This window comes from Methylophilus luteus (assembly GCF_042676265.1).
GTDB classification, from domain to species: Bacteria; Pseudomonadota; Gammaproteobacteria; order Burkholderiales; family Methylophilaceae; genus Methylophilus; species Methylophilus luteus.
Map to the genome: position 1 here is coordinate 516,484 of NZ_JBHTKB010000001.1, position 18,468 is coordinate 534,951.

General features: G+C 51.0%; 20 protein-coding genes. 3 read left to right on the top strand and 17 right to left on the bottom strand.

The window, feature by feature from the left end; genetic code table 11:
• Nucleotides 1-2: 2 nt before the first annotated feature.
• The 8 genes from ACFQ1Z_RS02235 to flgB are packed head-to-tail and all read right to left on the bottom strand — an operon-like array spanning nucleotide 3 to nucleotide 6,313.
• Nucleotides 3-1,136 (bottom strand): flagellar basal body P-ring protein FlgI, encoded by a 1,134-nt coding sequence (locus tag ACFQ1Z_RS02235; protein ID WP_379055208.1) that lies wholly within the window; start codon nucleotides 1,134-1,136, stop codon nucleotides 3-5.
• Between the two features lie 11 nt (nucleotides 1,137-1,147).
• Nucleotides 1,148-1,813, bottom strand: coding sequence for a flagellar basal body L-ring protein FlgH (locus tag ACFQ1Z_RS02240; RefSeq protein ID WP_379055210.1), 666 nt, complete (start codon nucleotides 1,811-1,813; stop codon nucleotides 1,148-1,150).
• Nucleotides 1,814-1,853: 40 nt separating this feature from the next.
• Nucleotides 1,854-2,636: a flagellar basal-body rod protein FlgG gene (gene flgG, locus ACFQ1Z_RS02245; protein ID WP_379055212.1), complete on the bottom strand. Its 783-nt coding sequence runs from the start codon at nucleotides 2,634-2,636 to the stop codon at nucleotides 1,854-1,856.
• A 53-nt stretch (nucleotides 2,637-2,689) separates the two neighbouring features.
• Nucleotides 2,690-3,433 carry a flagellar basal-body rod protein FlgF gene (gene flgF, locus ACFQ1Z_RS02250; RefSeq protein WP_379055214.1) on the bottom strand — a complete coding sequence of 248 codons (744 nt, stop codon included), beginning with the start codon at nucleotides 3,431-3,433 and terminating at the stop codon, nucleotides 2,690-2,692.
• A 60-nt stretch (nucleotides 3,434-3,493) separates the two neighbouring features.
• Nucleotides 3,494-4,708: a flagellar hook protein FlgE gene (gene flgE, locus ACFQ1Z_RS02255; protein WP_379055216.1), complete on the bottom strand. Its 1,215-nt coding sequence runs from the start codon at nucleotides 4,706-4,708 to the stop codon at nucleotides 3,494-3,496.
• Nucleotides 4,709-4,762: 54 nt separating this feature from the next.
• A complete protein-coding gene (locus ACFQ1Z_RS02260; RefSeq protein ID WP_379055218.1) occupies nucleotides 4,763-5,437 on the bottom strand; it encodes a flagellar hook assembly protein FlgD in 675 nt (224 codons plus the stop codon).
• 22 nt (nucleotides 5,438-5,459) lie between these two features.
• Nucleotides 5,460-5,864 carry a flagellar basal body rod protein FlgC gene (flgC, locus tag ACFQ1Z_RS02265; protein WP_379055220.1) on the bottom strand — a complete coding sequence of 135 codons (405 nt, stop codon included), beginning with the start codon at nucleotides 5,862-5,864 and terminating at the stop codon, nucleotides 5,460-5,462.
• Between the two features lie 17 nt (nucleotides 5,865-5,881).
• Complete coding sequence (flgB, locus tag ACFQ1Z_RS02270; protein WP_379055221.1) at nucleotides 5,882-6,313, bottom strand: flagellar basal body rod protein FlgB; 432 nt, start codon at nucleotides 6,311-6,313, stop codon at nucleotides 5,882-5,884.
• A 219-nt stretch (nucleotides 6,314-6,532) separates the two neighbouring features.
• On the opposite strand from flgB, the gene flgA reads away from it, so the two are divergent.
• From flgA to ACFQ1Z_RS02285, 3 genes are all read left to right on the top strand, one after another.
• A complete protein-coding gene (gene flgA, locus ACFQ1Z_RS02275) occupies nucleotides 6,533-7,300 on the top strand; it encodes a flagellar basal body P-ring formation chaperone FlgA (protein WP_379055223.1) in 768 nt (255 codons plus the stop codon).
• A 153-nt stretch (nucleotides 7,301-7,453) separates the two neighbouring features.
• Nucleotides 7,454-7,771 carry a flagellar biosynthesis anti-sigma factor FlgM gene (gene flgM / locus ACFQ1Z_RS02280; RefSeq protein WP_379055225.1) on the top strand — a complete coding sequence of 106 codons (318 nt, stop codon included), beginning with the start codon at nucleotides 7,454-7,456 and terminating at the stop codon, nucleotides 7,769-7,771.
• Nucleotides 7,772-7,775: 4 nt separating this feature from the next.
• A complete protein-coding gene (locus tag ACFQ1Z_RS02285) occupies nucleotides 7,776-8,258 on the top strand; it encodes a flagella synthesis protein FlgN (RefSeq protein WP_379055227.1) in 483 nt (160 codons plus the stop codon).
• Between the two features lie 116 nt (nucleotides 8,259-8,374).
• Here the strand turns inward: ACFQ1Z_RS02285 and ACFQ1Z_RS02290 are convergent, their stop codons facing one another.
• The 9 genes from ACFQ1Z_RS02290 to ACFQ1Z_RS02330 form a co-directional block, all read right to left on the bottom strand.
• The gene (locus tag ACFQ1Z_RS02290; RefSeq protein ID WP_379055229.1) at nucleotides 8,375-10,285 is read right to left on the bottom strand and encodes an ATP-binding cassette domain-containing protein; all 1,911 of its coding nucleotides are present in this window, start codon (nucleotides 10,283-10,285) and stop codon (nucleotides 8,375-8,377) included.
• A gap of 291 nt (nucleotides 10,286-10,576) precedes the next feature.
• Nucleotides 10,577-12,496 (bottom strand): polysaccharide biosynthesis protein, encoded by a 1,920-nt coding sequence (locus tag ACFQ1Z_RS02295; RefSeq protein WP_379055231.1) that lies wholly within the window; start codon nucleotides 12,494-12,496, stop codon nucleotides 10,577-10,579.
• A 21-nt stretch (nucleotides 12,497-12,517) separates the two neighbouring features.
• Complete coding sequence (locus ACFQ1Z_RS02300) at nucleotides 12,518-13,090, bottom strand: sugar transferase (RefSeq protein WP_379055233.1); 573 nt, start codon at nucleotides 13,088-13,090, stop codon at nucleotides 12,518-12,520.
• A gap of 2 nt (nucleotides 13,091-13,092) precedes the next feature.
• Nucleotides 13,093-13,968, bottom strand: coding sequence for an NAD-dependent epimerase/dehydratase family protein (locus ACFQ1Z_RS02305; protein ID WP_379055235.1), 876 nt, complete (start codon nucleotides 13,966-13,968; stop codon nucleotides 13,093-13,095).
• Nucleotides 13,968-14,726, bottom strand: a complete 759-nt coding sequence (locus tag ACFQ1Z_RS02310; protein WP_379055237.1) for a glycosyltransferase family 2 protein — start codon at nucleotides 14,724-14,726, stop codon at nucleotides 13,968-13,970. Before ACFQ1Z_RS02310 ends, ACFQ1Z_RS02305 begins: the two co-directional genes overlap by 1 nt.
• Before the next feature lie 5 nt (nucleotides 14,727-14,731).
• Nucleotides 14,732-15,571: a glycosyltransferase gene (locus ACFQ1Z_RS02315; RefSeq protein WP_379055239.1), complete on the bottom strand. Its 840-nt coding sequence runs from the start codon at nucleotides 15,569-15,571 to the stop codon at nucleotides 14,732-14,734.
• Nucleotides 15,568-16,320 (bottom strand): FkbM family methyltransferase, encoded by a 753-nt coding sequence (locus ACFQ1Z_RS02320; RefSeq protein WP_379055241.1) that lies wholly within the window; start codon nucleotides 16,318-16,320, stop codon nucleotides 15,568-15,570. Before ACFQ1Z_RS02320 ends, ACFQ1Z_RS02315 begins: the two co-directional genes overlap by 4 nt.
• Nucleotides 16,321-17,430, bottom strand: a complete 1,110-nt coding sequence (locus ACFQ1Z_RS02325) for a hypothetical protein (protein WP_379055243.1) — start codon at nucleotides 17,428-17,430, stop codon at nucleotides 16,321-16,323. It lies immediately after the preceding gene.
• 19 nt (nucleotides 17,431-17,449) lie between these two features.
• Nucleotides 17,450-18,280 (bottom strand): hypothetical protein, encoded by an 831-nt coding sequence (locus ACFQ1Z_RS02330; RefSeq protein WP_379055245.1) that lies wholly within the window; start codon nucleotides 18,278-18,280, stop codon nucleotides 17,450-17,452.
• Nucleotides 18,281-18,468 lie beyond the last annotated feature (188 nt).

An 18,468-nucleotide genomic window follows, 5' to 3' on the forward strand; every position in this document is an offset into this window, starting at 1 on the left:
GTTTAGATGACCTCTAGCTCGGCGTTCAGCGCACCTGCGGCTTTCATCGCCTGCAATATCGCCAGCAAGTCTTGCGGCGTAGTGCCTATCGAATTCAACGCTTTCACCACGTCTGCCAGGTTGGCACCATTGTTCAACTTGAGTACTTTGCCTGGTTCCTTGTTGATATTGATCTCGGAAATAGCCGTGGAGACGGTCTGGCCATTGGAGAATGGGCCAGGCTGTGAAATCACCGGTGAAGTATTCACCACCACAGACAGGTTGCCATGCGAAACAGCGCAGCTATCCAGCGTCACTGCCTTGTTCATCACCACCGAACCGGTACGTGCATTCATGATGATCTTGGCCGGTGTTGCCGCCAGTGACACGTTGATGGTTTCGAGGTTGGCCAGAAAAGAGACACGGCTCATGGTTTCCGGTGGACGCACCTGGATCACGCGGCCGCTTTCAGCCTGCGCAGTCATAGGGCCGAATTTCTTGTTGATGGCTTCTACCACATTATTGGCAGTGGAGAAGTCACTATCTTTCAGTTCGAGTTTGACCAGGTCCTGATTCAGCAAGGTATTAGGCAGGGCACGTTCAACCGTGGCACCATCTGAAATACGGCCTACACTCAGGTGATTGATCTGTGCCGAGCTGCCATTGGCTGCAGCACCGACGCCGCCTACCACCAGGTTGCCCTGGCCCATGGCATAAATCTGTCCATCAGCACCTTTGAGCGGTGTCATCAGCAAAGTGCCGCCACGCAGGCTCTTGGCGTTACCCATGGATGAAACCGTCACATCCAGCGTCTGCCCAGGCTGGGCGAAGGCGGGCAGGGAGCTGGTCACCATCACGGCAGCCACGTTTTTCAATTGCAGGTTGGTGCCAGGCGGCAAGGTGATACCCATCTGGTTCATCATGCTGATGATACTTTGCACGGTGAAGGGTGTTTGCGTGGTCATGTCACCGGTGCCATCCAGGCCAACGACCAGACCGTAACCGATCAGCTGGTTGGCGCGTACGCCCTGGATATTGCTGATGTCCTTGATGCGTTCTGCGTGCGCCACAGGCGTGGCCAATACCAGGCTGCTAGCCAGCAGCAGGCTGAGCAGGCGCTTGGCAGTACGGGTGTATGTGTTAAACAGGCTAGGCATGTTCAACTCTCCTATAACGGGATCATGCTAAGAAAAAAGCGGGCAAAGATGGAGAAAGCCTCGGCAGCATCCAGTTTGCTGGCGGACCTATACTCGACACGCGTATCTGCCACTTTGGTAGAAAGCACTTCGTTGCCGAGAGTGATGGTGTCCGGGTTAACTACACCGGAGAACCTGACATACTCGGTGGCTTTATCAAAGCCGATCTGTTTTTCGCCGCTGATGACCAGGTAACCGTTAGGTAATACGTCGACCACGGTGGCGGTGACAGAACCACTGAAGTTGTTGCTGGCATCGGCACTGGCTTTGTCTTTGAACGACAGGCCAGAGGTGGCGTTAAAGGCTGATTTTGGTACGTTATGACCAAACAGGCCGGTGATAGAAGCGCCGACTGAACCATCCTTGCTCTGACCGTTGTCAGAAGCCTTGTTAGCGGTGGTGTTCTCGGTGATGCGTACTGTCACGATATCACCGACATAACGTGGTCTGCGGTCTTCAAACAAAGGGCGATAACCGGCAGTATTGAAAATGGCGCCTTCGGTGCGTGCATCGGGTCGTGCCAGCGTGGTGCGTGGGGTTTCCGGTTTTTGCACGATGGTGGAAGGCGTGACTGCGCACCCACCCAGCAGGGAGAGTGCCAGTAAAAACAATACGCTGATAATCGATCTGGGTATCATGGTGCTCGTCTTTAAAAGAGTAATAGCCTTCAAACAAAGATTACATTTGTGACAGTTTTTGCAGCATCTGGTCCGAGGTGGTGATGGCCTTGCTGTTGATCTCGTAAGCACGCTGGGTCTGTATCATGCTCACCAGTTCTTCGACCACATTCACGTTGGATGTTTCCAGGTAGTTCTGTTGCAGCAAGCCTGCGCCGTTAGAGCCAGGGGTGTTGGTGTTAGGGTTGCCCGAAGCGGTGGTCTCTACATAGAGGTTCTCACCTTTAGACTGCAAGCCGGTCGGGTTGATAAAAGTCGCCAGCTGGATCTGACCGATCTGGGTCGAAGCAGTGGAGTCCGCTGTGGTGATAGAAACCACGCCATCACGGCCTATGGACAATGTTTGCGCATTGGCAGGGATAGTGATGGAAGGTTGCACCGGAAAGCCGCTGGAAGTCACCAGCTGGCCCTGGCTATCCATCTGGAAAGAGCCATCGCGCGTATAGGCAGTGCTGCCATCCGGCATCAGAATCTGGAAGAAACCATTACCCTGGATAGCCACATCTTTGCTGTTATCCGTCTGTTGCAGGTTACCCTGGGTAAAGATACGCTCTGTTGCCACCGGTTTTACGCCGGTACCCAGTTGCAGGCCGCTGGGTAACTGGGTCTGCTGTGAGGACTGCGCACCCGGCTGGCGGATGTTCTGGTAGAGCAGGTCTTCAAATACAGCGCGTGATTTCTTGAAGCCACTGGTGCTGACGTTGGCCAGGTTATGTGAGATCACGTCCATTTGCGTTTGTTGCGCATCCAGACCGGTTTTTGAAATCCATAATGAACGTATCATTGTTTGCTCCTTGAGGGGTCACCCATTTTCATACCTGAATAGTAATACAGGCATTAGCCATTCAAACTGAAGAGTTGATCGGCTTTTCCGGCGTTGTTTTGCGCGTTTTCCAGCATCTTCATTTGCATTTCAAAACCACGTGCCAGGCTGATCATATTGACCATGGTTTCCACTACGTTGACATTGCTGCTTTCCAGCGCGCCACCGGCAACTGTGACATTGGCGTCAGCCGGTGCTGCCTGACCAGTGCTGGTCACGAACACGCCATCGTCAGCGCGTTTCATGGTGTTAGGCGGCGGGTTGGTCAGCTTGATCCTGGCGATGATGGTGCTTGGGCTGGGAGTGGTTAAATTGCTGACCGTGGAAATAGTGCCGTCTTTGCCTATGGCAATGGCTGAATCCGGCGGAATGCTGATAGGGCCGCCATCGCCCATCACATTGAGGCCGGTAGAGGTCTGCAGCTGGCCGTTTTCATTGATCTTCAACGCACCGTTGCGGGTATAACCTTCGGAACCGTCGGCACGCTGCACCGCGATCCAGCCTTCGCCGGTGACGGCGACGTCCAGTTCGCGGCCGGTCTGCTGGATGGCACCGGATTTGTAGTCGGTGCCTACCGTGGCATCCACCACAAAAGCGCGGGTAGGCAGGCCGTCGCCGAGTACCGGCACCGCCCTGAAACTATCTACCTGTGCCTTAAAGCCGGTGGTGGTCGCGTTTGCCAGGTTATGGGCAGTCGTGGCCTGTTGCTCAAGAATATGTTTGGCCCCTGTCATTGCAGTGTAAATCAGGCGATCCATACCAGCTCCTCAGTCATTCAATATTAAGATTCAGGGTTAAGTCAGTGTCTAGTTAACGAGTTATCTCAGGTTGACCAGGGTCTGTAATACCTGATCCTGGGTCTTGATCGTTTGCGCGTTGGCCTGGTAGATACGTTGCGCGGTGATCATGTTCACCAGCTCGCCAGTCAGGTCCACGTTAGAGTCTTCCAGGGCAGACGATTGCAGCACACCCATGGTGCTGGTGCCAGGTGCGCCTATCAACTCAGCGCCAGATTCGTTAGTCGCCTGCCATTGGTTGCCACCCAGGGATTTCAAGCCATTTGGGTTGGCAAAGTTGGCCAGCACCACACGACCCAGTTGCTTGGTTTCATTGTTGGTATAACGGCCGAGGATGACACCGTCATCGCCCACGCTAAAGCTGGCGATACGGCCAGAAGTGTAGCCATCCTGGCTTTGTTTGTTGACGCTGAATGTTGCACCGTATTGTGAGCTGTTGGAATAATCCATAGCCACAGTGACCGGGCCTGAACCTGTAGTCGGCGTGAAAGTGATGTTGCCAACCGTGGAGGTGGCAGTGTCATAGACACCGGTGCCGGAGAAGTTCATGACCGGCACAGGGGCAGGGGTGATGTTGGTGCCATCAGCCGTGGTGTATAAACGCCAGCTATTCGATGCAGTTTTCACGAAATAGCTCTGGATATTATGCGCATTGCCGAGGTCATCATAGACTTTAATGGCGGTGGCGTTGGTATAGCTTTGTGGGTCTTGCGGATCAAAAGGGCGCACGGTTTGATCGATGACCGGGCTTTCGGAGTTCAGGTTGAATTGGCCGGTGATCTCGGTGGTGGTCACTGGTTTCAGGTCGCTGGTATCGATCTGCAGTTCGACCGGGGATGAACCGTTCATGCTGCCGGCAGGGTTACCCATCAGGCGGTTGCCATCACTGGTCTGGATAAAACCGTTTTTATCGAGCTGGAACTGGCCGTTACGGGTATAAGACACCGCACCGTTGTTGCTCAGACGGAAGAAACCGCCGCCGTTGATGGCGATATCCAGGGTGTTGTTGGTCGCAGTGATGTTACCTTGGGTAAATTGCTGCGCCACATTGGCCAGCTTGGTACCGATACCGATCTGTGCCGCACCACTGCCTATCAGCGAAGCGGCGAACATATCTGAAAACTCGGCGCGTGACTGTTTAAAACCGACGGTGTTAGCGTTGGATACGTTGTTACCTATGACTTCCAGCTGTTTGGAAGCTGCGTTCAAACCACTTAGACCTTGTTGAAAACTCATGATGTGATCTCCTGGAGAAAGACTAAATTCTGCAAATAAAAATTAAAATATCGATTAGAAGATTTCGACGACGTCAGACACCGCGACTGCCGAGTTGTTACTCAGGTTCAGTTTGATGCCGCTGCTGCTGTTAGACACACTTTGTACCTGCGCCAGGCTCAGAGCGGTGGCGGTGGTGGTAGCGTCGCCTATCTTGGCGGTGATCTCATAGGTGTAGTCGCCACTTGGTGCAACAGTGCCATCGGTGGCCTTGCCATCCCAGCTCAGCGCGTTCACGCCTACATCCTGTTTGCCAAAGCTCAGGGTACGCACGACCTGGCCTGCGCCATCTTTAATATTCACTGATACCGTATCTGCACCGTTAGGCACGTTCACACCAAAGTAGCCGCCTTTGTCGGTATGGCTCAGGCTATTGCCGGAAACCAGTACGCTGTGGCCTATCATGCTGGTCGCCTGGTAAGACTGGCCGAGTTGCACACTGCTGATCAGGCTGCTCATGGTGTCATTCAGTTTGTTGATGCCGGTCACCGTGTTCAGTTGCGCCATCTGGCTGGTCACCTGCGCGTTATCCATAGGGTTGAGCGGGTCCTGGTTCTTCATCTGGGTCACCAGCAGTGTCATGAAGCGGTCTTGCGCTTCATCGACAGTGGTACCCTTGCTGCTGCTTTTTTTGTTGACCGCATCGAGAATGTCCTGCGATACCTGGTTGTTGGTGTTGACGGTTGTCATGTTAAAGAATCCTTATATAAGGTTATTGACCGATATTGAGTGTTTTGAGCAGCATGGACTTGGCAGCATTCATGGTTTCCACGTTGTTCTGGTAGGCACGCGATGCTGAAATCATATTCACCATTTCTTCGGTGACATTCACATTAGGCATGGTGAGGTAACCATCACTGTTAGCCATAGGGTTCTTGGGGTCGTAGACCATCTTGCCGGGCTTGGTATCTTCGATCACGCGGTCTACCCGCACCGTGCTGGTGTTGCTGGCTGCGTCCTGCACCGCTTTAAACACCACTTGCTTGGCCTGATAAGGTTTGCCATCCGAGCTGACCACGCTATCGGCGTTGGCCAGGTTGCTGGCTACGGTGTTGAGGCGCAGCGATTGCGCACTCATGGCCGAGCCGGAAATCTTGAATACATTGAATAAAGACATATGCTTGCTCCTTTAACTTACTGGCCGGTGATCGCCGACAGCATCTTCTTGATCTGGCCAGACATCATGGTCAGGCTGGCTTCATAACGGATGCCGTTATCTACATAGGCATTACGTTCTACGTCCATATCTACCGTGTTGCCATCTACCGAGCCCTGCAGCACAGAGCGGAACAGCACGTCGCTGGAAGACAGGTTGCCATTGCCGCCAGCCGCACCCATATGGCCGTTGCTGGTCTGTTGTAACAGGCCGGCCGGCTGCTGCGCAGGCTGGCCGCCTGTGCTCTGCTGCAATGCCGCCTGCATGGTAGATTTAAAGTCTATGTCGCGTGCCTTGTATTGCGGTGTATCGGCGTTGGCGATGTTAGAAGCAAGCAGTTCCTGACGCTGATTGCGCACGCGCAGGGCCGTCTGGTGAAAACTCAGCGCAGCATCCAGTTTGTTGATCATCGTCTTTTCCTTTCCCCGGGTGTTCCCGAAAAAAACTCTTAAAGTTTTGCCATCTGCCGTCGTTAACCCTGATAAGCGGGCCTGCTTTCACGCACACATGACTTTTACTAGCTGTGCTAAGTGTACGCGGCGAAGACAATAATGATTGTTGGATTAAGAGGGGGAAATAGCCTCTATTTCATGAATGACTTACGCCCGTGATGCGTAGAATGTGTCTCCATGAAACCTCGTCTGCCTAACATTCTTGCTGCAGTGGTCCCTGGCCTGATCTGGCTGTTTGTCAGTGATGCCCAGGCTGCTGAGCGTCTGCCCAACAATGCAGTTGCGACTAACCAGCGCGTGGTGGCTACGGCTGCCAGCGATATGCAGTCGCGTGTCTACCAGACGGTGATGCAGTATGTGCAAGGCCAGACCCAGGGTTATCCGGGTAAAGTGAATATTGAGATCCAGCCGCTGGATAACCGCATCCGCATTGCGGAATGTGAGTTGATGGAAGCGTTTACCGTGCAGGGTGCACGCCTGTGGGGCAAGACCCATATCGGTGTGCGCTGTCTGCAGTCTGCCAGCAAGCCATGGACTTTATATGTGCAGGCTGATGTGCAGGTATGGGGCGAATTCGCCGTCACCGGCTTACCGGTCAGCCAGGGTTCACCCGTGCAGGCTTCAGATGTGGTGATGCAGACCGGTGACCTGACCAAACTACCGTCAGGGATCATTACCGACCTGTCTATGCTGGAAGGTAAAAAAGCTTCATTGAATATGCCATTGGGCACTGTATTAAGACCTGAGCTGCTGAAAGCGATGCCGGTGATCATGCAGGGGCAGATGGTGCAGTTAAACAGCCGTGGTGAAGGATTCGTCATCTCGGCAGATGGCACCGCCATGCAAACAGCCAATGTCGGCCAGGTGGTAGATGTGAAAGTCAGCAGTGGCCAGGTGATCAAAGGTGTGGCGCAGGCTTCCGGAAAAGTCGATGTGCGTTTTTAGATCGTTTGAGAGCCAAAAAATGCTTAGTGATCATAAACTTGAGATAAAAAGTATATTAAGCACTAAAGTTCGCTTAAACTATGTCGTTAGTACTGTTAACAATTGAGGGTTTAGACACCCTTACATCCAGACAAACAGAGACAGAGGTTCGGCATGAATATTTCAGACTCCATTAAGAAACTTGGTACCGTGGATAAACCGGTACTGGATAAAAGCAGCAACAGCAAAAGCAGTGAAAAAACAACGGGCACAGCGGGCAGCGCATCGTCAGATAATGTGACTTTGTCAGCGGCTTCGGTACAGTTGCAATCACTGGAAGCCGGTCTGGCTAACGGTGAAGTCTTTGACACCAATAAGGTGGAAGAGATCAAAGCGGCCATCGCACGTGGTGATTTTTCTGTAGACACTGCCAAAGTGGCGGATGGTTTGCTGCAAACCGTCAAAGATTTGATACAACCGAATAAAGGATGACCTTATGAGTAATGCAAATCGCAGTTCAGTTCCGGCCATTAGTTTTGAAGCCGATGCCACGCTGGTGGCCGAGTTGATACAGGATTTGCATAACGAGCAGACGGCACTGGTCTCTGCTGACCTGGATACCATAGAACAGATGGTAGACAAGCGGGTAGAGCTGCTGCAAGCCTTGGGTGAGGCCGCAAATGTGCGCTATGCCGCGCTGGCAGCTGCAGGCTTTGAGGCGAATGAAAACGGTATGTCCAAATGGCTGGAGCTACGTTCCAGCCCTGTCATGGATGATGCTTGGATCAAATTTCAGAAACAATTGGCACAAGCCAAAGAGCTTAACCGCCTGAACGGCGTGCTGATCAACAAGCATTTTCAGCGCAACCAGGAAAAACTGGATGTATTGCAGGGTAATACCAGCAACAGCACACAAATGTATGGCAAAAATGGCCAGTCACGCGGTGGCAATAGCTCACGCGCCAGTTTTTCTGTCTAAGCCGCTCTGCGCAGCTACTTATCTATTTAATAAAAAAGCCGAATCTATCTGATTCGGCTTTTTTCATGTGGCTCGCTAAATAAGCTGGGCTACAAATATTCCATGTTGTTGCTGGCTTATTGCTGCTTTTCCAGTGCTTCCCAGCGTTCCAGTTTCTGCAAGATCAATGTTTCAATTTCGCTGAGTCTGTCCTGCAAGGTCTTTGCCTGGGCTGGTGCCTGTTTGTAAATATCGCCTTGCGCCAATTGTGTCTGGATAGACGCTTGTTCCTGTTCCAGCAGTTCTATCTCAGCCGGTAACGACTCCAGTTCACGCTGCTCCTTATAGCTCAGCGTTTTGCGCGCGGCGCTTGCAGCAGGCTGTGATGCTGGTTGTGATGCTGGCGCGGCAGCTGCCTTGGGCGTGGCTGCGGCTTTGCTGCTTTTGTCCTGGCTGAATCTCAGCCAGTCATCGTAGCCACCACCGAATTCGGTTAATTTGCCTTGCCCTTCAAACGCGATCACCTGGGTGACGGTGTTTTCAAGAAACGCGCGGTCATGGCTGACCAGGAACAGGGTGCCAGTGTAATCCTGTAGCAGGTTTTCCAGTAACTCCAGCGTATCAATATCCAGGTCATTGGTCGGTTCATCGAGCACCAGCACGTTGGCCGGGCGGGCAAACAGGCGCGCCAGCAGCAAGCGGTTGCGTTCGCCACCAGAGAGCGATTTGACCGGTGAGCGTGAGCGTTGCGGCGGGAAAAGGAAGTCTTCCAGATAGCTGATCACATGTTTGCGTTCATTTCCGATCTCGACAAAATCTGAACCCGGGCTGATGGTGTCGGCCAGCGTAGCCTCTTCATCTAGCTGCTCACGCATCTGGTCAAAGTAAGCGACATTGACTTTGGTGCCGCGCTGGATATCGCCGCTGTCTGCTTCGATATCGCCCAGGATAAGCTTGAGCAAGGTGGATTTGCCTATGCCGTTGGGCCCCAGCAGGCCTATCTTGTCGCCACGCAAGATACGGGTGCTGAAACCTTTGATCAATGCCTTGTCGCCATATGACTTATAGACTTTATCCAGTTCTGCCACCAGCTTGCCACTACGTTCGCCAGCATCCAGGTTGAGCTTGACATCGCCCTGACGCTCGCGCCTGGCGGCACGGTCCAGGCGTAACGCCTCCAGCCTTCTCACGCGCCCCTCATTACGGGTACGGCGGGCCTTGATGCCCTGGCGTATCCAGACTTCTTCCTGGGCCAGAAATTTATCGAATTTGGCGGCATGGGTCTCTTCAACGGCGAGCAGCTCTTCTTTTTTAACCTGATATTGAGAAAAGTTACCGACAAAGTCGGTCAGATTGCCGCGGTCCAGTTCGGTGATGCGTGTGGCCAGCTTGTCCAGAAAGCGGCGGTCATGGGTAATGAACAACACGCTGCCATTAAACCCGAGTAACAGATCTTCCAGCCACTCTATGGCTTCCAGGTCCAGGTGGTTGGTCGGCTCATCCAGTAGTAATACTTCCGGCTCTGCAACCAGCGCACGCCCCAGCGCTACGCGCTTGCGCCAGCCACCGGAGAGTGTGGAGACGAGGACATCTGCATCCAGCTTGAGGCGGCTGAGCACGGTTTCCACGCGTGATTGCGCCACCCAGCCATTCTGCGCATCCATTTCATGCTGCAGTGCCTGCATCTGTTCCATCAGCACTTCGATATTCGCATCCGGCATGCCCATCTCATGGGTGACCTGATGGTAGTCTATGATGGTTTGCTGCAGGCTGCCCAGGCCTTCTGCCACCGCTTCAAATACGGTGTGCGTATCATCCAGCTCAGGCTCTTGTGGCACATAGACCACGCGCACGCTAGGTGCCCGCCACACGGTGCCCTCATCGAGTTTGATGGTGCCGGCGATGGCTTTCAGCAAGCTGGATTTACCAGCGCCATTGCGCCCGATCAAGCCGACCCGTTCGCCCGGGTCTAACTGAAATGAAGCCTGGGCAAGCAAGGCATGATGACCGAATGCTAGGCTAGCATTATCAAGCGTGATATGAGGCATAAAGGCTGTTGGCGCGGTGGTTGTTGATCGGGGGCTACATTGTAAACGACATCAAACCATAGACTACGTTTAATGCGTAAATAAAAGAATATGACAAGGTCTATACATGACTGCTTATGGATGGCTAGTGTGCTGATCATGCAATCGATAGCGCAACAGCGAAAGGCACGAGTCATGTTTCCAACTGGTGTGCCCTGTGCTCTGGGTGCTTGCAAGCCGTTGAGCGTTGGTCTGCGCTAAGCAGGGTGCCGCCGCAAAGCCGGGCAGGGCGGTTTCAGTGATTAAACGAAATCAGTGTATCTGCTGCGAAGGCGAGGGCAGGCTGTCCAGCGACAAGCTATCGCCACGCAATGAAATGCTGGGTGCCGGGCGGGTATCAGGCTGGTATTCTTCAACCCAGCGTTGCAGATCTTGCTTGAGTTGCGCTTCGGTCTGGTGCGGGCTATTGATCAACCATTCCATCAGATTGGCTAACCAGGTACTGTCAGCGCTACGCGCCTGTGCGATGCGCAGCTTTTCATGGCTGGTCGGCAGTGTATTTTCATCGTCTGCCAGTAGCTCTTCATAAAGCTTTTCGCCGGGACGCAGGCCGGTGAATTCTATTCTGATGTCCTGTTCCTGCAACCCTGATAACTTGATCATGTCGCGGGCCAGATCTATGATTTTGACCGGCGTGCCCATGTCCAGCACGAATACTTCGCCGCCTTTGCCCATAGTCGCGGCTTGCAATACCAGCTGTGCCGCCTCGGGGATGGACATGAAGTAACGCGTGATCTCAGGGTGGGTGATGGTGATGGGGCCGCCATGCGCGATCTGCTCGCGGAATTTGGGGATGACGCTGCCGCTACTGCCCAGCACATTGCCAAAGCGCACCGTAATAAAGCGGGTGATGGATTTTTCCCTGTGCTGCAATCCCTGGCAGATCAGCTCGGCCAGGCGTTTGCTGGCGCCCATGACATTGGTCGGGTTGACGGCTTTGTCGGTAGAAACCAGCACAAAGGTAGGTACCCGCGCTGCCTGGCAGGCGGCAGCGATCTGATAAGTGCCATAAGCATTATTCTGTAACGCTTCCACCACATTAAAATGTTCCATCATGGGCACGTGTTTATAGGCCCCGGCATGCAGTACCACGTCTGGCTGATGGTTCTGCAACACACGCTGGATACGCACACGGTTCTTCACATCGGCAACCACGTATACCAGCTCGGTATCCGTGCACAATTGGCTGAATTCCTGTTGCAGCGTATACAGCGAGTACTCGGAAATATCCAGGCAGATCAGCTGAGAAGGATGAAAACTTAAAATCTGGCGACACAACTCTGAGCCTATGGAACCGGCAGCACCGGATACCAGCACCACTTTGTTCGCCAGCATGCTGCTCAGGCCATGTGTATCCAGTTGCACCACATCGCGCCCCAGCAGGTCTTCGACATCGATCTTGCGGATCTGCGACAAACTGACACGGCCGCTGATCAGGTCTGACATGGCCGGCAAGGTCAGGACTTCCATGCCCTCCACCTGGCGCGCCGCTTCAACCGCCAGCCGGCGTACCTCATGGCGGCTGCCCGGCATGGCGATCATGCAATGCAGGGAAGCATGCCGCGCGGCGATCTGCGGAATGTCCTGCAGGTTGCCTTCAACCTTGGTGTGCATGATCTCACGCCCCACCAGCTTGCCATTCGGGTCTATCATCGCCACCACCCGCCATTCCGGGCTCTTGCTTAACTCCTTGATCAAGTTAAGCGAGCTGTCTTCCACCCCAATCACGATGACAGGCTTGCCTTGCGCAGCAACGTTGTTAAATAAACGTCTTTCTTTCCACGAGCGATAAAGAAAACGACTACCGCCCATCATGATCACCAGCAACATCGGGTGTATGAACAACACTGATCGTGGAATGATGACAGCAGGGTGCGCGATCAAAGCAAAGCTGGCGGTGAGCAGCGCACCAAAGGCGATCGCACGTACGATACGCTTCAGATCCGGCAGGCTGGCAAAGCGCCAAAGGCCGCGGTAGAGACCAAACGTTTTAAAACAGATGCTGTAAGCAATAAAGATGGCTGGCAGGCTTGCTAGAAAAAAACCTATGTACACCGGAGGCACAGCAAAGTTAAAGCGCAATAGAAATGCCACCCACCAGGCCAATGCCAGTGCCAGACCATCATGCAGATAGGCGAGTACAGATAAAAAGCGAGCAGGCAGTTTGAGCATTTAAACGTTTGTTAAGGTCGATCAATGCGTGATGTTATCACGTCTTAACACTTTGAGTATGGTCAGCAGGATGATTTTAAAATCCAGCCACAGTGACTGATGCGCAAGATAATAAGCATCCAGTGTCACTTTGGCCGGGATAGGGATCTCGTCCCTGCCATTTATCTGTGCCCAACCGGTAATACCCGGTTTCAGGGTATGTACATTGTTCTCAGTGCGCAGGCTGATCAGGTCATCCTGATTAAACAGGGCCGGGCGGGGCCCGACTATGGACATATCACCTTTCAGCACACTCCATAACTGCGGCAGTTCATCCAGGCTGGTCTTGCGGATAAAGCTACCGACTGGAGTCAAATATGCATCCGGGTCAGCCTGCTGATTCATCAGGTGGGTGGCGATCTGTGGCGTGCCTATGCGCATGGAACGGAATTTCGGCATCAGGAACAGCTGGTTTTCCCTACCTACACGCTGGCTCCAGTACAAAGCTGGCCCGGCAGAGCTCAGTTTCACCAACAGATAAGTGATGGTAATTAACGGCAGTAACACGACTATTCCGCACAGTGTCAGAAATATATCTAGTAGTCTTTTCAACATGGTTATTCTTTTAATGTCCGTACAATACCTTCATGAAAGCTGATTTTTGGTTGCCACCCTAATAATGTTTTCGCTTTAGTGATATCCACCTGCAGCGAACCCATTAATCGCAACGCCAGGCTGGATTTACCGATCAATTTGAATAGCAGCGTCAGCATTCCAACAGGCAAAGGGATAAGCAGTGAATGTTTTTTGCTGACCTGCCGTATGGTTTTAATCAATGTCGCGGTAGAGACATCTTCGCCATCTGAGATCAGAAAAGTCTGGCCCGCAGCGTGGGGATGCCAACTCGATAAAACAATAAAATCGGCAAGGTTATCCACGCTGATAAAACTTCTTTTGTTGTCCACAGCGGCAAAAGGCATAGGAATAGGCAATAAACACAGTTGGATCAATTGCCTGAAGTTAGCTTTAACCCCAGGGCCGTAAATCAGCGGAGGACGAATGATCACTAGCTCCATCTGGTGTGCTGCACAAAATTCTTTCAGCTTGATTTCTGCTTCTAGCTTGGTCTGGCCGTACTCGTCTAAAGGTGCTGGTAAATCTGTTTCGGTGTAAGGCCGGGCAGATGACTCGCCGTTGACTTTTACAGAACTGATAAATACAAAACGCTTTATCTTGAGGCGGCTTGCCAACTCAGCGACTTTGAGCGTGTAGTCAATATTGACCTCGGCATATGCATGATAAATATCCGCTGCCGTCTCGTGCATCACATGGGCACGTCCCGCTAAATGAATGATACATTCATATGTACCCGGATATGATTCCGGATCAAGTGCTTCGCGTTGTATGGCCTTGAAAACACTGCCATTAGCGGATAAATGCTTAGCTAATGTTTGTCCGACAAAACCACTGGCACCTGTGATCAGCAGTTGCATTATCTGAAAACCGCTCTACGAAAAAACTGTGGGATGCGCGAAAGGATTTTTCTGGCTATAAAAAAAGGGCCTACTTCAAGACGGTGCAGTTTGCATGCACGATAGGCTTCTATATTGCCTTTGATAATTCCCCTGATACTATTGTTGGATGCTCCACCAGCGCGCATTCTTACCCAGATTCTCGGGATATAGACTGATTTTAATTGATTGACCTCCAAAAAACGCATGGTCAATTCAAAGTCTGCCTGACGAGGGAAGTCCAGGTTGAAATTACCCCATTGCTCATACACTTCTCGCCGCACAAAGAAAGTGGGGTGCGCTGGCATCCATCCTTTTTTAAATAGTCCTTGCTCAAACGGCCGTGATTGCCAGTAACGGAGAATCCTATTGGTGTTTTTGGCATAGACATACACCAGGTCGGCATAACAAATATCTACTGATGGGTCAGAAAATACATTCGCTACCTGGCTTAATACGGTGTTATCAATATAAAAATCATCTGCATTGAGTGTGCCGACAATATCACCGGTTGCCATTGCAATGCCTTTATTCATGGCATCGTAAATTCCATTATCCGGTTCGGAGATGAATCTTGTCACACGGGATGCAGCTTTCACCATTGCTACCGTGTCGTCTTTTGACCCGCCGTCCACCACGATGTGCTCTACATCTGGATAGTCCTGACTTGCGATGGAGGTGAGGGTGTCCTGAATGGTCTCGGCACTGTTATAGCAAACCGTTATCACTGAAATTTTCATCTGATTTAAATTCCGGGAATACGGTAAAAGCTGAGGAATGACAGGCTATTATTGAACAGGTAGATCGCATGAGTAAGTTTTTTACCTAAACTATCCATAGTCTCAAGTTTCGCGATCAGTCGGGCGAGTGCTTTCAAATAGCGTGACCTGAAAGAACCGTTTCCAAATTTCAGCTCTTCAAAAGCCGCCAGCTCAAATATCCTTTTTGATTTTACTGACATAGACTTGTTTTCTCCATGCAAGCGATAGCCCGCCACCGGCGTTGAGGATTCCAGCCATTGATATTTAAGATAGGCTTGATAAAAAAACACAACATCAAAGACAAAGTGGTAATTGGATGGCCACTCTTCAGGTTTGTAAACATGTTTCAGCCAGAATGTTGCTGGCTGGATGATGGCGGTTCTATAGCGCATCCAGTGAAAGCCATCCATAGGGTGGTAGCGGTAATTGATCCGTTTTATTTTGCTGCCTTCGGCATCCAGATAGTCGCCGCCATAAGTGAGGACGCTGACTTGCGTATGCTTTTTAAAATCATCCACCACTGTGCTGAAAACATCACTATGCAGGAAACAGTCATCTGCATTAAGAAAGCAAAAAATATCGCCGCTGGCATGTGCAAATGCCCGTTTGATCGCATCCGCCTGGCCAGTATCGGAGCGGCTGACGAATTTGAATCTAGGGTCTGCCTGACAGTAGGCCTCTATGATCTCTACCGAGCCATCGCTAGAGCCACCATCTGCAATGAGGACTTCGATGTCTTGATGTGATTGTGTAGCTAAGCTGTCCAGGCATTGCCTGAGAAAACGCGCATAATTGAAAGAGGGCACTGCAATGCTTATCTTCATTGAGGGTTGTCCAAACGCTTATTTACAAACAGCATGTCTGCTTCAAGGATATGACCGGTCTGTTTATCGCGCAGAAGATCCAGCATTTGTATGCATTCGAACCCATGTTCTCGCAAAGCCAGCATCACTTCGTCAGCATGCGCACCGTTGGTATAAGACGAAGAAAAAGACACTTCTGCGAGCACATAGCGGCAATGGCGCAGAAACTCCGCTGAACCTTTTATCACGGCAAGTTCAAAGCCTTGCACATCCAGTTTTAGAAAGGCAGCCTTTGTTTTTGGCAAGCCTGTATGAAGGGTATCTAAGGTGCTACAGTCTACAATGACCTTATCATAAGATTCATTTTCGTTCTGCTCCTGCCTGTTCAAGAATGAGTTGTTCACAGGGTTGGCATAACGACGTAGCTCCAGGCTGGCCTGTTCTGCCCCTAATGCGACATTGTGCGGCTGGCCAGGAATGGCATATTTGGCAAAATTCTTCTGCAAATGCTCAAAGCTGTCTGGGTCAGGTTCAAAACTGTAAATAGGTAGTTGCGGCCAGACACAATGGGCCATAAAGGCAAATTGACCCTGATTGGCCCCGATATCCCAAATTGAATCAATGCCAGAGATTAATTGCCTGCGTTTCATCACATGCAAATTAGCCAGCAACCCGAATGACACCATTTCCCTATGGCAAAAACGCTTCAGCAGCTTGGAGGGGGCAGCTAACATACCCATGTAGCCAGGTAAGAGATTATCTAAGAACATTTAATTTACCAACTCATTAAGGTAATGCCCACGCAGTTTCTCACTCGAATGCGCCTGCCTGAATTTCTCTACTCCCAACAGCAGTTTTGAATATTCTGCGCTAGCCGGCGAAGGCAGGGACTGAAGCAGCGATTCTATATCGGCGTGATTTGCGGGGGCAATTAATCCGTTACCATATTCATTTATCTGCCTGCCACACCAGCCGTTTCCGAAGGCAATCACGGGCCTACCCGCACGTGCCGCCAGGTAAAGCACTGCACTTTCCATCCGGGCATCCCAGTGATCGTAAAGCATGAGCAAGTAGTGTTGTTGTTGTGCAATTGCCAGCATTGTATCATCCGCCAGATACTCATTACGGAAGCCACTGAAGTCCTGTAAAAAAGCCATAGCTTCAGCCTCGCTGGCATTGTTAAATGCGCCTGCGACTAAAAGCTCGCCTAGTTCAGGCCTGCGTGTAAACATGGGCACTAGCCATTCCAGTCCTTTACCCCGACGGATCTGGCCAAGGACGCCGAACTTGATCTGGTCACAAGTAGTGGGTGGCGTGATAGGCAGCAACGGACCAGGCAATTCCAGCGATGACAGATAACGTATGCCATCGGGTGCTACGCGGGTAAATGCCTTTTGCCAGGCAGCCATAAGCTCTTCAGTACGCAGATAGAGCGATACTTCTTTACGCTGCAGAAAACGAGTCACAAACCCTGTAACTATCCGTGAGCGCAATATACGTTCTGGGCCCATAAGGTAGATAAGGCTTAGCCTTTGAGGTTTTAAAACAGCATGAAAAAAAGGCCAAACAAGGGAGAGTAATACCAGATGCGCATCAAAAAAAAACACATGCTGAAAGTGTCTTTTCTGTCTGTTCAGTTTTAAAAGCTTAACCAATGCTTTCAGCGTCCCCTCACGTAGGGAAGGAGTAGCCACCTTAAAGCTTTCTACCTTTGCCAGTTCACGCAACTTATTCAATGGTTCTTCAGAGGTGCCATCTTGCGCAGAAACTAAATAGCTAATGCTTGTAGAACCACACAAGGCTTTAGCTGTATTTAAAATAGATTGAGCGGGGTGACCAACTGCTGTAAACCAGGGCTGTACGATAACAACCTTAGCCATATTATTTGCCTTAAAGGTCTTAGTATTTTAAAACACTGTATTTTACTGTTTTTTTAAGTAAATCGCGGCATCTTCTTAACAACATGAAGAGAGAGATTTTTTCAGGGAAAGAAGGGATATCCATTTGTTGCATATTCAGCAGCTTTAGTTTTTCTTGTAGTGTGCTGATATAAGCCTGATATAAAAGCATACCTGGTTTGCTGATCTGATAGCCTTCATAAAGCCTGACAATTCTTTTACCAGCCAGCCGTAATGAGTGGAAATGATAAAACACAGGCGCTTGAGGTTGATTAGCCATATAAAAGCTGACATTCCATGGTGCCAAAGTTCTATGCACTTGCCCAAGGATATGCACATGCTCTCCGAATAGTCCTGGCCACTGGTTCAGGTACTTTTGATCACCAAAACGATCTTTCTCTATGCGCGCATAACACCAGTCTATGCATGCATCTTGCCACCAGTGCATCACCTTAAATGCCTCGGGGGTGTTGTTGAAGGTGAGAAACTGTACGCAAAACCTGCCACTGGCTTCCTCCCAGTGCGCATATTCCGGGGCAAATCCATGCTCCGTGATCAATACACCTTTATGGCTTTTCTCAAACTCTTCAAAAAAACAGGCTGGATTGTCATAAAAAAACAGGTCAGCATCCAGATAAGTCACGCGTTTAGCTTCAGGTGCCAGCTTGAAGACTATTTCTGGTGTGAATGGGGTCATGGTCCAGCAGTATTCACCTTTGCTTCTGTCTTTTTTAACGGAAAGCAGGCGATCATTCTCAGCCACTTCTAAAGGAATCAGTTTGACCTGTGATAGGTTCAGCTCAGCAAGCTGCTGCTCTACCTTTTTATCCATGCATACTATCCATAAAGTGAAACTGGATGAATGCTGCAAGAGAGAGCTGTGTAAACATAAGCCAGAGGGCAGAAACCCGCTGTCAAAAAGGGTGACGTAATGCTCCATGTATAAATTCTTTCAGCTGGGTTAAATGCTCTGGATTTACTTAGCTAATTCTCCATTGCAAATGTCCATCAGGTGCAATG

Bases quoted from the DNA above. Each gene is read 5' to 3' on its own strand.
- ACFQ1Z_RS02305 (WP_379055235.1), bottom strand. From the start codon at position 13,968: ATGCAACTGCTGATCACAGGTGCCAGTGGTTTTGTCGGACAAACATTA.
- ACFQ1Z_RS02315 (WP_379055239.1), bottom strand. From the start codon at position 15,571: ATGAAGATAAGCATTGCAGTGCCCTCTTTCAATTATGCGCGTTTTCTC.
- ACFQ1Z_RS02290 (WP_379055229.1), bottom strand. From the start codon at position 10,285: ATGCCTCATATCACGCTTGATAATGCTAGCCTAGCATTCGGTCATCAT.
- flgC (WP_379055220.1), bottom strand. From the start codon at position 5,864: ATGTCTTTATTCAATGTATTCAAGATTTCCGGCTCGGCCATGAGTGCG.
- ACFQ1Z_RS02240 (WP_379055210.1), bottom strand. From the start codon at position 1,813: ATGATACCCAGATCGATTATCAGCGTATTGTTTTTACTGGCACTCTCC.
- flgM (WP_379055225.1), top strand. From the start codon at position 7,454: ATGAATATTTCAGACTCCATTAAGAAACTTGGTACCGTGGATAAACCG.
- ACFQ1Z_RS02285 (WP_379055227.1), top strand. From the start codon at position 7,776: ATGAGTAATGCAAATCGCAGTTCAGTTCCGGCCATTAGTTTTGAAGCC.
- ACFQ1Z_RS02330 (WP_379055245.1), bottom strand. From the start codon at position 18,280: ATGGATAAAAAGGTAGAGCAGCAGCTTGCTGAGCTGAACCTATCACAG.
- ACFQ1Z_RS02310 (WP_379055237.1), bottom strand. From the start codon at position 14,726: ATGAAAATTTCAGTGATAACGGTTTGCTATAACAGTGCCGAGACCATT.
- flgG (WP_379055212.1), bottom strand. From the start codon at position 2,636: ATGATACGTTCATTATGGATTTCAAAAACCGGTCTGGATGCGCAACAA.
- ACFQ1Z_RS02300 (WP_379055233.1), bottom strand. From the start codon at position 13,090: ATGTTGAAAAGACTACTAGATATATTTCTGACACTGTGCGGAATAGTC.
- flgF (WP_379055214.1), bottom strand. From the start codon at position 3,433: ATGGATCGCCTGATTTACACTGCAATGACAGGGGCCAAACATATTCTT.
- flgB (WP_379055221.1), bottom strand. From the start codon at position 6,313: ATGATCAACAAACTGGATGCTGCGCTGAGTTTTCACCAGACGGCCCTG.
- ACFQ1Z_RS02295 (WP_379055231.1), bottom strand. From the start codon at position 12,496: ATGCTCAAACTGCCTGCTCGCTTTTTATCTGTACTCGCCTATCTGCAT.
- flgA (WP_379055223.1), top strand. From the start codon at position 6,533: ATGAAACCTCGTCTGCCTAACATTCTTGCTGCAGTGGTCCCTGGCCTG.
- ACFQ1Z_RS02235 (WP_379055208.1), bottom strand. From the start codon at position 1,136: ATGCCTAGCCTGTTTAACACATACACCCGTACTGCCAAGCGCCTGCTC.
- ACFQ1Z_RS02325 (WP_379055243.1), bottom strand. From the start codon at position 17,430: ATGGCTAAGGTTGTTATCGTACAGCCCTGGTTTACAGCAGTTGGTCAC.
- flgE (WP_379055216.1), bottom strand. From the start codon at position 4,708: ATGAGTTTTCAACAAGGTCTAAGTGGTTTGAACGCAGCTTCCAAACAG.
- ACFQ1Z_RS02260 (WP_379055218.1), bottom strand. From the start codon at position 5,437: ATGACAACCGTCAACACCAACAACCAGGTATCGCAGGACATTCTCGAT.
- ACFQ1Z_RS02320 (WP_379055241.1), bottom strand. From the start codon at position 16,320: ATGTTCTTAGATAATCTCTTACCTGGCTACATGGGTATGTTAGCTGCC.